12 protein-coding genes are annotated in these 13,261 nt (G+C 65.1%); 5 read left to right on the top strand and 7 right to left on the bottom strand.

The window, feature by feature from the left end; all coding sequences use genetic code 11:
* Positions 1-53: 53 nt before the first annotated feature.
* From ASG92_RS03985 to ASG92_RS03960, 6 genes are all read right to left on the bottom strand, one after another.
* Positions 54-1,547 carry an aldehyde dehydrogenase family protein gene (locus ASG92_RS03985; RefSeq protein ID WP_082579288.1) on the bottom strand — a complete coding sequence of 498 codons (1,494 nt, stop codon included), beginning with the start codon at positions 1,545-1,547 and terminating at the stop codon, positions 54-56.
* A gap of 115 nt (positions 1,548-1,662) precedes the next feature.
* Positions 1,663-2,574 carry a 4-hydroxy-tetrahydrodipicolinate synthase gene (gene dapA / locus ASG92_RS03980; RefSeq protein WP_056624791.1) on the bottom strand — a complete coding sequence of 304 codons (912 nt, stop codon included), beginning with the start codon at positions 2,572-2,574 and terminating at the stop codon, positions 1,663-1,665.
* A 49-nt stretch (positions 2,575-2,623) separates the two neighbouring features.
* Complete coding sequence (locus tag ASG92_RS03975) at positions 2,624-4,003, bottom strand: FAD-dependent oxidoreductase (RefSeq protein WP_056624788.1); 1,380 nt, start codon at positions 4,001-4,003, stop codon at positions 2,624-2,626.
* A gap of 444 nt (positions 4,004-4,447) precedes the next feature.
* Entirely contained in the window at positions 4,448-5,785 is a 1,338-nt protein-coding gene (locus ASG92_RS03970; RefSeq protein WP_056624786.1) for an MFS transporter, read from the bottom strand.
* A 523-nt stretch (positions 5,786-6,308) separates the two neighbouring features.
* Positions 6,309-7,028, bottom strand: a complete 720-nt coding sequence (locus tag ASG92_RS03965; RefSeq protein WP_056624783.1) for a cache domain-containing protein — start codon at positions 7,026-7,028, stop codon at positions 6,309-6,311.
* Position 7,029: 1 nt separating this feature from the next.
* Positions 7,030-7,776 carry an FCD domain-containing protein gene (locus ASG92_RS03960; RefSeq protein ID WP_200951875.1) on the bottom strand — a complete coding sequence of 249 codons (747 nt, stop codon included), beginning with the start codon at positions 7,774-7,776 and terminating at the stop codon, positions 7,030-7,032.
* Positions 7,777-7,975: 199 nt separating this feature from the next.
* Here ASG92_RS03960 and ASG92_RS03955 point away from each other — a divergent pair, with 199 nt between their 5' ends.
* The 5 genes from ASG92_RS03955 to ASG92_RS03935 all read left to right on the top strand — a co-directional run bounded on the left by ASG92_RS03955 (position 7,976) and on the right by ASG92_RS03935 (position 12,075).
* A complete protein-coding gene (locus tag ASG92_RS03955; protein WP_082579299.1) occupies positions 7,976-8,959 on the top strand; it encodes a helix-turn-helix transcriptional regulator in 984 nt (327 codons plus the stop codon).
* Positions 8,952-9,833, top strand: coding sequence for an SDR family oxidoreductase (locus ASG92_RS03950; RefSeq protein WP_240986995.1), 882 nt, complete (start codon positions 8,952-8,954; stop codon positions 9,831-9,833). The genes ASG92_RS03955 and ASG92_RS03950 overlap by 8 nt, the downstream gene beginning before the upstream one ends.
* A 130-nt stretch (positions 9,834-9,963) precedes the next feature.
* A complete protein-coding gene (locus ASG92_RS03945) occupies positions 9,964-10,728 on the top strand; it encodes an SDR family NAD(P)-dependent oxidoreductase (protein ID WP_056624776.1) in 765 nt (254 codons plus the stop codon).
* Between the two features lie 155 nt (positions 10,729-10,883).
* Positions 10,884-11,462 carry an adenylate kinase gene (locus tag ASG92_RS03940; RefSeq protein ID WP_200951879.1) on the top strand — a complete coding sequence of 193 codons (579 nt, stop codon included), beginning with the start codon at positions 10,884-10,886 and terminating at the stop codon, positions 11,460-11,462.
* Between the two features lie 166 nt (positions 11,463-11,628).
* Positions 11,629-12,075: a hypothetical protein gene (locus ASG92_RS03935; protein ID WP_157372088.1), complete on the top strand. Its 447-nt coding sequence runs from the start codon at positions 11,629-11,631 to the stop codon at positions 12,073-12,075.
* Between the two features lie 94 nt (positions 12,076-12,169).
* On the opposite strand, the gene ASG92_RS03930 is transcribed toward ASG92_RS03935, so the two are convergent.
* Positions 12,170-13,180 carry a LacI family DNA-binding transcriptional regulator gene (locus tag ASG92_RS03930; RefSeq protein WP_240987001.1) on the bottom strand — a complete coding sequence of 337 codons (1,011 nt, stop codon included), beginning with the start codon at positions 13,178-13,180 and terminating at the stop codon, positions 12,170-12,172.
* Positions 13,181-13,261 lie beyond the last annotated feature (81 nt).

Raw genomic sequence — 13,261 nt, 5'->3', positions numbered from 1 at the left:
CCCCGGAAATCCGGGGTGCATGATCGGCAGCGGCCTGAATATGGAAAGCAGCCTCAGCCGTGGTTGTACATGACGTGTTTGGTGCGGGAGAAGTCCTCCAGGGCATAGACGGAGAGGTCGCGGCCGTAGCCGGAGCCCTTGAAGCCGCCCCAGGGCATTTCGTTGGCGATGACGAGGTGCGAGTTGACCCAGACGGTGCCGAAGTCAAGCCGGCGGGGCACGGAAAGTGAGCGGGCGGAGTTCGTGGTCCAGACGGAGGCGGCGAGCCCGTAGACGGTTTCGTTGGCTCGGGTGATGGCCTCCTCGTCGGTGCTGAAGGTCTCCACGGACACGACCGGGCCGAAGATTTCCGTGCTCGTGATCGCGGCGCCGGCGGGCACACCGGTGACGACGGTGGGTTCGATGAAGTAGCCCGGGCCCTTGATGGCGTTGCCGCCGACGGCGATCGTCAGGCCGTCGTTGCGGATGTCCTCGAGTGCGGCCAGGACCCTTTCGTAGTGGGTTTTGGAGATCATGGAACCGATTTCGACGTCGTCGCCCGCGCCGGGAGTGCCGACGGAGATCTCGCTCACCTCCCGCACGAGCAGTTCGGTGAACTGCTTTGCGACCGATTCGTGGACGAGGACACGGCACGCCGAGCCGCATTCCTGCCCGCCGTTCCAGAACCCGGCCGCGCGGACGCCTTTCGCGGCGGCTTCCAGATCGGCGTCCTCGAACACGACGACGGGTGCTTTGCCGCCGAGTTCCAGGTGCACGCGCTTGACGGTGGAGGCCGCGCTGGCGGCGACCTTCTGGCCGCTGCCCACGCTTCCGGTGATGGCGACGAGGTCGACATCGGGGTGTTCCGAGATCCGGCTTCCCACCACCCGCCCGGGGCCGGTGATGATGTTCAGGACACCGGCCGGAACCTCGGAGGCGATGAGTTCGGCCAGCTTGAGCGTGGTCAGCGGCGTCTGCTCCGAGGGTTTGAGCACCATGGTGTTGCCGGCGCCCAGGATAGGGGCGATCTTCCAGGCGGCCATCAACAGCGGGTAGTTCCACGGAGTGATCACGCCCACGACTCCCACGGGCTCGCGGAGGATCACCGAGGTGTGGTTCTCTGCATAGTCGCCGGCGCCGGGTGCGGTGAAGGCACGGGCAGCGCCCGCCGCGAACCTGAAGGTGTCAATCGCACTCGAGATATCGTCTTCGGCCACGGCGGCCGGTTTACCGGTGTTCGCGGCTTCGAGGGTTTCGAGAAGTTCGCGGTTGGCCTCAATGATCTCCGCGATGCGAAGAAGGACCGAGGAACGGTCCTTGGGAGTCTTCGCTGCCCAGTTCGCCTTGGCCGCTACGGCAGCGGCAACGGCGGCGTCGACGTCCTCAACGGAACCGGCGGGCACCTGCATCAGGATTTCCTCGGTGGCCGGGTTCACCACATCGACCGTTGAAGCCGAACTCGACGGGACGAACGCACCCCCAATGAACTGGCCGAAAGGAGGAAGGGAAGGAGCGGGCATGTCTCCCCCTCTGCGGACGGTGAACAATGCTGTTTCTGAAGTAGTCATGGTTATTCCTTAAGTCCTGTCTTTGGCTATGGGGTGTGCCCCGCGGCCGTGATCCGGTCCCCGCGCCGATGCGGGAGGAAGCCGGGACCGCGGCCGCAGGGCTTGGCCGGAGGGCTTACTGGGCGGGCATCTGTGCCCCCGCCTTCACGTTGAGGGCGGACAGGGCGTGCTGAACCCGTGCGAGGTCCTCGGCGTTGAGGTCGGCCGTGGGGCGCCGGGGCGAGCCGGCCGGAAGGCCCTGCAGGGTCAGGCCGGCCTTGACGGACGGGATGAACGGCACGGAGAGGAGCGCGTCGATGACCGGGTACAGCTGCTTCCACAGTTCACGGGCTCCGGTGAGGTCGCCTTCGGCGATGCGGCGGCTGACGGCGACGATCTCGTTGGGGACGACGTTGGCGGTGCCGGCCATCACGCCGGCCGCGCCCTCGGCGAGGGCGCTGTAGATGTAGGCGTCCCAGCCGATGAAGGTGCCGATGACGTCACTGTGGTGGTGGATCAGCTGGAGTGCCTGTTCCCAGTTCGCGCTCGAGTCCTTGATGTAGCGGATGTTCTCCACGTCTTCGGCCAGCGCGCGGACCGTGGCCGGATCCAGGTTGACGCCGGTGACGGCCGGGATGTTGTAGAGCATGACCGGGATCTTGACGGACCGGGCCACGTCCTTGATGTACGTGACCGTTTCCGCCAGGGACAGCGGCTCGTAGTACGGCGTGATCAGCATGAGCACGTCAGCGCCGGACTTCTCGGCCGCCTGCGACAGCCGGATGGCCTCGGCAGTCGAGGTCGCGCCGGTCTGGGCGATGACCGGGACGCGGCCGTTCGTGTGCTCGATGACGGTGTTGATGAGGAGGAGGCGCTCCTCGGAGGACAGGGCGCCGACCTCGCCCGTCGATCCCGCGGCCACGACGCCGTCGACCCCGGCGTCGATGGAGCGGTCAACGACCCTCCGCAGGGTGTCGACGTCGATGGCCCCGTCCTGGTCAAAGGGGGTGGACAGTGCGGTGAGGACACCGCGGAGATCTTTGGACATGAATGATTCCTCGTTTTCAGTACGGTTAAGGTGCAACGATGCTTCAGGGCTAGATGGAGAAGCCGGAATGAGGCTGTGCCTGGCGCTCGGTGGCAAGCAGGCTGGCGGCTTCCTGGGCTGCGGAGAAGCCGGTGGTGATGGAGCTTTCGGTGTAGAGGGTTCCGAGGAAGTCTCCCGCCAGGAACACGCGGTCCGTCCCCCGCATGAGCGTCGACTGGAGCTTGGCCCGGCCGGGGAAGCAGTAGGGCGAAGCGTTCTTCCACCGGTCCGCCTTGGCCTCGACGACGCTGTCAGCGAACCCGTGGCCGAGAACCTGGTCCAGATCGGTGAGGTGGGTCCGGGCGACTTCCTCATCGCTCTTGTCCAGCAACGCGCGCCCCAGGCCAGCCGGGGAGAACGTCATGAAGCTGCCGCCGGGCTTCCGCACGGACTCGGAACCACGGACGATGCTCGCCTGGTTCAGCGCGATCGCGAACGAGCGCTTCGGCGCCGCGATGGCATAGATGTCATCCCAGGGCCGGGCTGATGTCTCGTTGGTCAGGAAGGCCGTGCTGACGTGCGGGCCGTACTTGATCTGGCCGAGTGCACCGCGCAGGTCCTCCGGAAGGTCCACGCCGATTTTGTGCGACACGTCAGCGGTGGTGGCCAGGACGACGGCGCGGGCCTCCACTTCACGGTCGACACCGCCCTGGCTGTACCGGACGAGGACGGAGTTCTTCCGGTGCACGACCTCCTGCACGGTGGCTCCGAGCTCGATGCGGTCGCCCAGCGAGGCCGCGATCGACTCGGTCAGGGTGGACGGGCCGCCGACAATGCCCCGGTTGAGCCCCTGGCCGATGCCCAGGACCAGGCTGAAGTACCCGATTCCGGCGCCGGCGGAGATTTCGTTCATGTCACCCGCGGAGCGGGTGACAGTGGTCTTGAACAGTGCGGCTGCGTCCTCTGACAGGTTCCCAATGAAGTCCAGGAACGAGCTGTCGTTCTCGAAGTCATAGATGCGCTGCTGGCGCATCGCGCCGGATTCCCCCGAACGCTTCCTCACGACGCCCGTGTACTTGGCGACGCCGCTAACGACCTTCAGACCGGCCCGCAGCGTGTCGATGCGGGACGAAAGGGACATCGGAATGCGGAACGGGTAGGTGGCGATGTGCCCCTCGCGAATGAACTTCCCATTCATCGACAAGGCCTGCAGGGATCCGGGGATCTGAACGGCCGTCACGCCGACTTCATTGAGCAAGGCATCCGTGGACGATCCTGGGCCGGCGAAGACGTGCCCTCCCCAGTTCAGCCAGTAGGCACCACGGCGCTCCGATCGGATCCGACCGCCGATGCGGTGCCCTGATTCCAGCAGCACAGTGTCCCAGTGCCGAAGCCGCCAAGCTGCGGACAGTCCGGCGAGACCGCCTCCGACAATTACTACGTCTTTCATGATCTTCCTTCTTGATGGCGGATCCGTCACTTCCGTTCGGCGTCACCGCCGAACGGAATGTGTGAGGTTACATTTGTGTGCTGTTTACTTCGCTAGACAAGGCCGTCAACGGCCTTGTCCAGAAGTTGATGTTCGTCACATTTAAAAGATACATCATTGTAGGATTAATGCAATGGTTTTTATTCCTCGGGCAGGGACCGCATCGCCGCGACGATGTCCTCGTGCTCGAACCACGTTCAGCACGGTCTCCAGCGGCGGGTCCTCCACCGCGAGCCCGGACACCAAGGCCTGACGACGTCCGGCCACGCATTCGCGTCCTGGCGGAAGAAATCCGAACCGCAAACGACCTGTAGACGTGAAGGGCTCGTGGCCCTGTTGGATGATGGGTGTGTATCATCCGTCTAACAGGACCACGAGCCTTGATTGAGCTACGTGGGGTCAGCCTTAGTGCGAGTAGCCTGCTGCCGCCTCGGTCAGGGTCTTTCCCTTCGTCTCCGGAGCCAGCCACTGGGACAACCCGGCACCGAGGAGGGCGACTCCGGCGGCGATCAGCATGGTGGGACCAGCCCCGAGGCTCTCCATCGACATCGGGAAGAGGAAGATGCCGATGCCTGCTCCGACCCGGCTGACGGCGGCCGCGAAGCCTGTTCCGATCCCCCGGATCTCGGTCGGGAGGACCTCGCCCGGGTAGACGTTCGTCAACGTGTTGTACCCCGCGTTGAAGAACGAGAAGACCAGGAAGAGGATGAGCACGACGGGCGCCGGAGCGCCGGCCCACAGGCCGATGATCGCGAGGACGACGGCGCACAGCCACTGCGGCGGGACGGTCAGCGTGCGGCGGCCGGCCTTTTCGATCAACAGGAACGTGATCACGACCCCGGCCAGGGCGACGGCGGAGAGCCCGACTCCGCCAGCGAGCCCGCCGGCGAGGCCGTACTGATTCAGCACGCTGTCGGCGAAGGTGGCGATCGCGAAGTACGGTGTCACGGCGCAGAACCAGAACGCCGAGATGAACAGTGTGGACCGCCAGTGCGCCTTGGAGAACAGCATCCGGAAGCTGCCCTTGCAAACGTCCTCGTGCTGGACGTCGTCAAGCGCGTCGTCGGGCATGTACTTTGCGGCGAGGGCGCGGGCCTCGTCCTTGCGGCCCACGCTCCACAGCCAGCGTGGCGACTCCGGCATGCCGAGCCGCGCGAGGAATATGGCCACCGCGATGAACGTGCTCGTACCCAGGATGAAGTGCCAGCTCAGATCGGTGTACTCATTTAGCAGATGGCCGATCACGAATGCGATCATGAAGCCGCCGTACCAGGCGATCCCCATTGCGGCCATTAGCCGCCCCCGCAGATGGGAGGGCGAGAACTCAGCCATCAGGGGCCAGCCGACCGCATACTCGGTGCCGATCGCGATGCCCATCAGCAACCGCACCACAATGAGCAATGTCGGTGAGTCGACGAAAAACTGCATTCCCGACGCGATAGCGAATAGACCGATGTCGAACATGAAAATTGGCTTACGGCCCCACTTGTCGGCGGCCCAGCCACCGATCGGTGAGCCGATCAGGATGCCGATCAGAGCGGCCGCGGCGATCAGACCCTGCCAAAACGCAGTGAGCTGCAGGTCCTCGGCCATCCTCCCCGACACCGGACCGATGATGCCGAGGACGTATCCGTCAAGGACCATGCCGCCGATCAGGACGGTGACCATCCTGATCAGGAAGCGTCTTTTACTTGCGGCTGAGGCACCGCCTTGATGCGCGATTACGTTATCTATGGCTGACATTCTTCACTCCTGACGATTGGGGTGGATGACATGGGTTCCGCCTTGCCGCGGCACTGAGAAGTTGGCGCTTGAGCATTCTTTGACCTCCCGGTCGATGATGGCGCTGGGCGTGCGATGAGCGATGGGGGCGTGTGCAGATCCGAGTCCACCTGGTGCCCGGGTCTTTCGCTTCGCTTACTGCCAGCGTCAATGCTGCGTACTGCTCCTCCGTGAGTTTGGAGTTGGACATCCACCCGCGCACGTCTGCGTGGTTTTCCCCGAATTCCTTGGACAGTCCGACGTATTGCTCTGCAAGAACGTGACCTACACCACTAAAGATACATCATTGTATGATAAATGCAATACCTTTTTTGAACTTTGAAACCATGGCAGGCGTTGGGTGACGCATCGGAGATGAACGTCCAGTGCTGGGGGATCGACGACAACCTCGGGCTCACCTGCAACCCCGGTGGGCGCCAGGCAGCGCGGATTGTGCGGGGAGTGATTGCGACGGCGCCGGCCCGCGACGCTTGAGGTGCGGGCCTTACTGCTGAAGGCTGATGAGCTTCCAGGGCAGGCGGGTCGGGTTGCCCGGCGAGACGTCGAGTAAGGTTTCGGCCCGTTCTAGGTCTTCGTCCAGGAGCAGCGTGCCCGTTGCGATGCGTGCGCTGTTTGAGGCGATGACCCGGCCATTGGGTCCCAGCAGGACGACCACCGGCTCGCGGAGCTGAAGCGTCCGGAGGAAGGCTCCCTCAAGGTTCGCGAGGGTCAGGTCGCATCCGAGGACGTGCATGCCCTGTGCGGTTTGAGCGGGAACGCAGAGGGTGATGATGTTGACGTTGATGCCGCCGAAGTCGACGTAGGGGCCCACAGCCACCGGCCGCCCGGTGGAGGTGGGAAGGGTGAACCACTCCCGGCCTGTGTAGTCGTAGTAGTTCAGCGAGTCCGGGTTGAGGTCGTGGGTGACGAAGCGCGGCCCGCCTTTGGGCTGTGCCCTCCACCATTCGAGCCAGTGCGGCGTCTCGGGGAGGCTCCCTGGGGCGTAGGCGATCCCGGCTCCGACGATGAGGTCCGAGTGCAGCTTAATGAAATCGGCCAGGTCTTGCTTCAGGAACAGGTACGCGCTGCGGCGGGGGACACCGGGCACCGCTTCTGCGGCTGCCGTGACCGCGCCGGCGATTTTTTCCAGATCCGCGAAGACGCCGTTGATGCTGGCGGAGAGGGTGGCGGCGGTCCGCTCGAGGGCTTCTTTTACGGTTTCCACGTCACGCACCTTCTTCGGGCCGCATCGTCAACCTCAGATGCTGCTCAATCAAATATTCTGTCTGGCTGCGGCTGTGGTCCTCTGCCGCGCGGGCCGCGGCGTCGGCGTCCCGCTTCCTGATCGCATCGACGATCGCCTTGTGCTGGTCCACCAGTACGCTCTCGCTGCCGGAGTGGCCAGGGTCGCCCCACCAAAGGGTCATCAGCTCAGCCTCAAGTTGCAGCGCCGCCGAGGTCAGCCTGCTGGACTGCGAGGCGATGCTGATGGCCACGTGAAAGCGGCTGTCCATGCGGCGCCGCGCACGTTCATCGGCGGTATCCCGGTGGCGCTTGACCAGATCCTCCAGATGCTCAACGTTTTGAGGGTCTGCACGGCGGGCGGCGAGCCGGGCAGACATTGACGCGATGGCAGCCCCGAGGTCCCCAAGGTCCCTGAGGGCCTCTGTGCTGGTGTCCCGAAGCTTGTGCCGCAACTGCGTGTCCGTAAGCTCGATCTGGCGGCGGATGACGCTGCCGCCGCTTCGGCCCCGGCTGGTTTCGATCAGGCCCTTGGTCCGGAGCGCGGCAAGGGACTGGCGAAGGGTGATCGGAGAGATGCCGAGTTCCGAGGCAAGGGCAGACTCCGTGGGTAGCCTGTCGCCTTCGGTCAGGATTCCCATCAGAATCGCTGTCTCGATCTGGTACGAGACCTGATCTGCGCGGCCGAGCCCTTCGGGCTCACTTCCGCGCAGCAGCAACAGAAGATCCAAGGCGCGAGTGGAGATTGCCGCACTTTGCATTCCCAGGTCTCCCTGCTGTTAGGGGCTCGGCGGGAATCCGCCCATTACGGCCACTTCCCTATTACCTTCAATCTTTGCACATTCCAAGTTTGCGGTCCGACGTTCCGGCGGGTTGGGGGTGTCTGATAGACACTGCCACCGGCTGCACCGGCTCCGTAGCGTGGTGGATGTGGACAGAAAAGAAGAAATCCGGGAGTTCCTGATTTCGCGTCGTGCGAAGATCAGCCCGGAGCAGGCCGGGATCCCAAGCTACGGGGAGCTGCGCCGCGTGCCGGGCCTGCGCCGTGAGGAAGTGGCGCAGCTCGCCGGTGTGAGCACGGACTATTACACACGGCTGGAACGCGGCAGCATCCGCGGCGTCTCAGACTCGGTGCTCGAGGCGGTGGCCGCTGCGCTTCAGCTGGACGAGGCCGAGCGGGCACACCTGATGGACCTGGCGCGGACGGCCAATGCGGCGTCGCGCCGGGCACCGCGCCGTCCAGCGCAGCAGCGGGTCCGCCCCGGGGTGCTGCGCCTTCTCGACGGCATGACCGGAGTCGTCGCCATGATGCAGAACAGCCGTTCGGACGTGCTGGCCGCCAACCTGCTGGGCCGCGCGCTGTACGCGGAGGTGTTCAACTTCGCCGCGGCGTCGGGGCCGGACACTCCGGGCCGGCTGCCGAACCAGGCGCGCTACATCTTCCTCGATCCGCGCGCCGGTGACTTCTATCCCGATTGGCGCGCGATCGCGGCCACCACGGTCGCGATGCTGCGCTCGGAAGCGGGCCGGAACCCCGACGACCGGGAGCTGAACGAGCTGATCGGGGAGCTGACCACGCGCAGCGGGCTGTTCGCCGCGTTATGGGCCGGCCACGACGTGCGGATCCACACCACGGGAACCAAACGCTTCCACCACCCGGTCGCCGGGGATTTGTCCCTGCAGTTCGAGACGCTGCACCTGCCCGGCGATGAGGGACAGACTCTGTTCACCTTCACCGCTGAGCCTGGCTCCGCGTCCGAAAACGCGCTGGCGTTCCTCGCCAGCTGGGCGGCATCGCCTCCCGAAACAACCACGGCCGGCGATCCTGCCGGCACACCCACCGTCCCGGAAATGCGCTCCCACGCGCAGCCAGGGACACGTCACCAAGGAAAGACAGAACCATCACATGACTAATCAGGAAACCACGGCAGGGCAGAAGGAAAACATGACCGAGAAGAAGGTCTGGTTCATCACCGGCGCAGGCCGCGGCATGGGCGTGGACATCGCGAAGGCGGCCCTGGCCGCTGGCCACGCGGTGGTCGCCACCGGCCGCAACCCGGAAAAAGTCACCCAGGCCATCGGCGAGGACAAGGATCTGCTGGCCGTGCAGCTCGACGTCACCGATCCCGCCGGCGCCGCGGCCGCCATCCGGGCCGCCGTCGAACGGTTCGGCCGGATCGACGTACTCGTCAACAACGCCGGCAACTTCTACGCCGGGTTCTTCGAGGAAATCACCCCGGACGACTTCCGGACGCAGATCGAAACCACCATGTTCGGGCCCATGAACGTCACCCGTGCGGCCCTGCCGGTCCTGCGGGCCCAGCGCTCGGGCCTGGTGGTCACGATCTCCTCGACCGCCGGCATCGCAGGCGGGGAGTTCCTCACCGCGTACGCCGCATCGAAGTTCGGCGTGGAGGGCTGGGCGGAGTCGCTGGCCCCCGAAATCGCCCCGTTCGGCATCCGCACCATGATCGTGGAACCGGGGTTCTTCCGCACCGAGCTGCTCACCCCGGAATCCACCAGCTACGCGGAATCCACCATCGAGGACTACGCCGAACGCACCCGGCAGACCGTCGCCGCCTGGAAGGGCATGAACGGCCTGCAGGGCGGGGACCCGGCCAAGCTCGCCGACGCCCTGATCCGGCTGGCGGAGCTGGAGGAGCCACCGCTGCGGTTCGCTGCCGGAGCCGACGCCGTCGGGCTATTCGACTCCCGGGCCGCCGCACTCAAGGAGCAGGCCGACGCCCACCGCGAACTCTCCAGCAACCTCGCGCACGACGACGCCTAAGTCCCACGCAAGCGGACGACGGCGGGAAGTCCCGCCGTCGTCCATCAAGCCCCACCACCGCAGATCCGCCGGACGCCGACGGCTTCCGGCTGGCCAAAAACCGGCACCAACGCCGGAGGAGAACATACCCATGACATCGGAACTGACCGGAACCGCGGCCCTCGTCACCGGCGCCAGCAGCGGCATCGGCGCCGCCACCGCACGGCAGCTCGCCGCGCTTGGCGCCTCCGTGGCGCTCGTGGCCCGGCGCCGGGACCGCCTGGAGGCCCTCGCTGCCGAGATCGAAGAGGCCGGCGGCACCGCGCTGGTCATCGACGCCGACATCACCGACCGCGCCCAGGCGCAGGCCGCCGTGGACCGGACGGTGGAACGCTTCGGACAGCTGGACATCCTGGTCAACAACGCCGGCCTGATGCTCCTTGGCCCGGTCGTCGGCGCGGACCCCGCGGAGTGGGACCGCATGATCGCCATCAACGTCCAGGGCCTGCTGCACACCACCCACGCCGCACTCCCGCACCTGCTGAAGGCCGCCGAGGACGGACCGCGCCGGGTCGCCGACATCGTCAACATCAGCTCGATCGCCGGGCGTGTCGCCTGGAACGGCTACGGCGTCTACAACCTCACTAAATTCGGCGTCAACGGCTTCACCGAATCCCTCCGCCAGGAAGTCACCCAGCGGCACGTGCGCGTCGGCGTCCTGGAACCCGGCGGCGTCGACACGGAGCTGGGTTCCCACAACACCCCCGAGGTCCGCGGCGAAATGATCGACCCCTTCTATGAGCAGACAGAGGTCCTCGCCCCCGAGGACATCGCCGACGGCGTTGCCTACATGGTCACCCGGCCCCGGCGCGCCTCCATCGGCGAGCTCTGGATCATGCCCACCGACCAGGCCTGACGCCTCGGACCGACCTGATTCCGGGGCCTGCGCCGCCTTGCGCCAGCAGCGCGCCCGGTTCCAGCCCCACCGGATGCATCCTGGTCGCAACCTTTGAAGTCCTAGCATGGGGCTGGCCAGCAGCGGCACAACGAAGGGTTACTCGAATGACAAGAATGTTGATTATTGGGCCGCCCGGTTCCGGAAAAGGGACACAGGCGGAGCGCATTTCGGAGCGCCTCGGCGTTGTTGCGATCTCTACGGGCGACATCTTCCGCGCCCAGGTGAAGGGTGGAACGCCTCTTGGCCTCGAAGCCAGGAAGTACATGGACGCCGGTGACTTCGTTCCGGACAGCGTCACGAATGAGATGGTGCGCAGCCGCCTCAGCGAGGACGACGTCGAAAACGGCTTCCTGCTGGACGGCTACCCCCGCACCGCCGGCCAGGTTGACTACCTGGACGAGGTGCTGGCCCAGGGCGGGCAACAGCTCGACGTCGTACTGCAGCTGACCGCCGATGACGACGAACTCGTGACGCGCCTCCTGGGCCGCGCCAAGGACACCGGCCGAAGCGACGACAACGAAGCCGTTATCCGCCACCGGCTGGACCTGTACCACGAGCAGACCGAGGCTGTGGTGGCCAAGTATGCCGAGCGCGGCACCCTCACCCGGGTCGACGGCATCGGCGGCATCGATGAGGTTACCGACAGGGTGCTGGTGGCCATCGACACGGCTCCCGTCGCTGGCGGGCGGTGATCCCGCACCTTGCGAAAGCAGTGGTGGCCAAGGGCTAAGGGCTTGCGGTCATATACTGGCGCTCAATTGTTGGACTCACCGCGGAGGCAGCAGAGAAGTGGAACGGCCACGTCCGCGGTCCTGAGTGGGGGCGAGGCATAGCATGGGGCGTCGAGGCAAGATAGCCTTGGCGGCCGTAGCGGTCATCGTTGCAGGGCTCGCCGGCTTCTCTATGAATGTCCATTTTCAGAACGAGGCCAACATTCGAGAGATGAAGGCAATCGCGGATCGGCTGCAGACTTCTCCCGCGTGGGAACCGCTCGGCGGGACGCAGCCACCACTGGGCGGAGCGTTCTGCATCCCCATTGACGGACCGTGTGCAAACTACGCCTACAGGTGGGACACCCACACGCCATACAGAGACGGTGACCTGGAGCGGTACATGGGTCAGGTCGGCCTGACTCCCGACGAGTACAAGCCGTGCCTAAGGGAACCACGGTTCAACTCAGGTGGTCTGACGTGCCGGGGAGTCGGGAGGATCAACGGCTGGGACGTAAGGATCACCATTAACGACTACGGCCCCGAGTCCGACAGCTACACGACGCAGATCGTGGTTGAGCGCTACGGCTACTGAGCTCAGGGTTGGGCAAGCTGTGGGGCCAAGAGCTAAATAGCTGGCGGACGACGGCGGGCGATCCCGTTGTCGTCCGCTTTTCTCCTTCTCGGCATCACTGCATGGCTGCGGATGCAGACGGTGCACGGACGGACTGGCACGATTGGCGTTCGATCAGCTTGACGGGAATGACATTTTTCCGTCGGAACCTCTTGGTCGGCGCTGCAATTCGGGCGAGGATGCGTTCGGCGGCGACTCGTCCGACCTGTCGAGGGTCCTGATCGATGACTGACACCGAGGGCTGGAGGACGTCCGCCATGGGGAAGTCGCCAAAGCTGATGAGCGCAATGTCGGTTCTGTTCAATGCCTGAAGCGCTGGAAAAACGCCGGTTGAGAAACGGGCGTTGGAGGAGAAGATGGCCGTCGGCGCGTCGGGCAGCGCCAGTAAGTTCTTGCAGACCTGGGCGGCAGCGTCCGTGTCGCGCGAACCGAGCGCAATCAGTTCTTCGTCGTTCTCCAGGCCGGCGTCATCAAGGGCGGCGCGATAACCCTCCAGACGCAGCCTCGTGGTGGGGACGTCCGTTGAGTCTCCGACGATGGCGATGCGGCGGTGGCCGTGGGCGATGAGGTGCTGCGTCGCTTCAAATGCTCCGCCGAAGTCGTCTTCGACGAAGTAGTCGGCGTTGAGCTTGGTGGGTATGCGGTCAATGAACACGATGGGGAAACTGTCCTGCCAGCGGGAGAGGTATGACTGATCGGTAGCGATCGGGGCGATAATAAGCCCGTCGATCTGGCGGCGGACCGTCGATTCAATGATGCTCTGCTCTAGGGACGGGTTATCCCCCAGGCTGGTAACGACTATGGCCATGTCGTGTTCACGTGCTGCCAGTTCAATTCCCTTCGTGACGGCAGCGAAGAAGGGGTCGGCGACGTCAGGCACAGCGATGCCGATAACGGCTGATTTGCCCTCGCGGAAGGTGCGCGCGAGCATGTTCGGCACGTACTTGAGTTCGCGCATGGCCGACTGAACGCGCTCCCGCGTGTCTTCGGTGACGTGGGGGTCGTCGTTAAAAACCCTGGAAACCGTCTTGGCACTCACTCCGGCGCGCGTGGCCACATCCTGCATGGTAGTCACGGTTCGGCTCCTTCATTGTTCGCTGGGCACACCCTACAGGCTGGGCTGTCCGAACGCGGGAACACCTCCAGC

This window comes from Arthrobacter sp. Soil736 (assembly GCF_001428005.1).
In the GTDB taxonomy this organism is placed as follows: domain Bacteria; phylum Actinomycetota; class Actinomycetes; order Actinomycetales; family Micrococcaceae; genus Arthrobacter.
Note: the sequence above shows the minus strand (reverse complement) of the source record. Positions and strands in the feature narration are given on the sequence as shown.

Bases quoted from the DNA above. Each gene is read 5' to 3' on its own strand.
- ASG92_RS03950 (WP_240986995.1), top strand. From the start codon at position 8,952: ATGACTAATCAGGAAACCACGGCAGGGCAGAAGGAAAACATGACCGAG.
- ASG92_RS03970 (WP_056624786.1), bottom strand. From the start codon at position 5,785: ATGTCAGCCATAGATAACGTAATCGCGCATCAAGGCGGTGCCTCAGCC.
- ASG92_RS03945 (WP_056624776.1), top strand. From the start codon at position 9,964: ATGACATCGGAACTGACCGGAACCGCGGCCCTCGTCACCGGCGCCAGC.
- ASG92_RS03930 (WP_240987001.1), bottom strand. From the start codon at position 13,180: ATGCAGGATGTGGCCACGCGCGCCGGAGTGAGTGCCAAGACGGTTTCC.
- dapA (WP_056624791.1), bottom strand. From the start codon at position 2,574: ATGTCCAAAGATCTCCGCGGTGTCCTCACCGCACTGTCCACCCCCTTT.
- ASG92_RS03940 (WP_200951879.1), top strand. From the start codon at position 10,884: ATGTTGATTATTGGGCCGCCCGGTTCCGGAAAAGGGACACAGGCGGAG.
- ASG92_RS03975 (WP_056624788.1), bottom strand. From the start codon at position 4,003: ATGAAAGACGTAGTAATTGTCGGAGGCGGTCTCGCCGGACTGTCCGCA.
- ASG92_RS03985 (WP_082579288.1), bottom strand. From the start codon at position 1,547: ATGACTACTTCAGAAACAGCATTGTTCACCGTCCGCAGAGGGGGAGAC.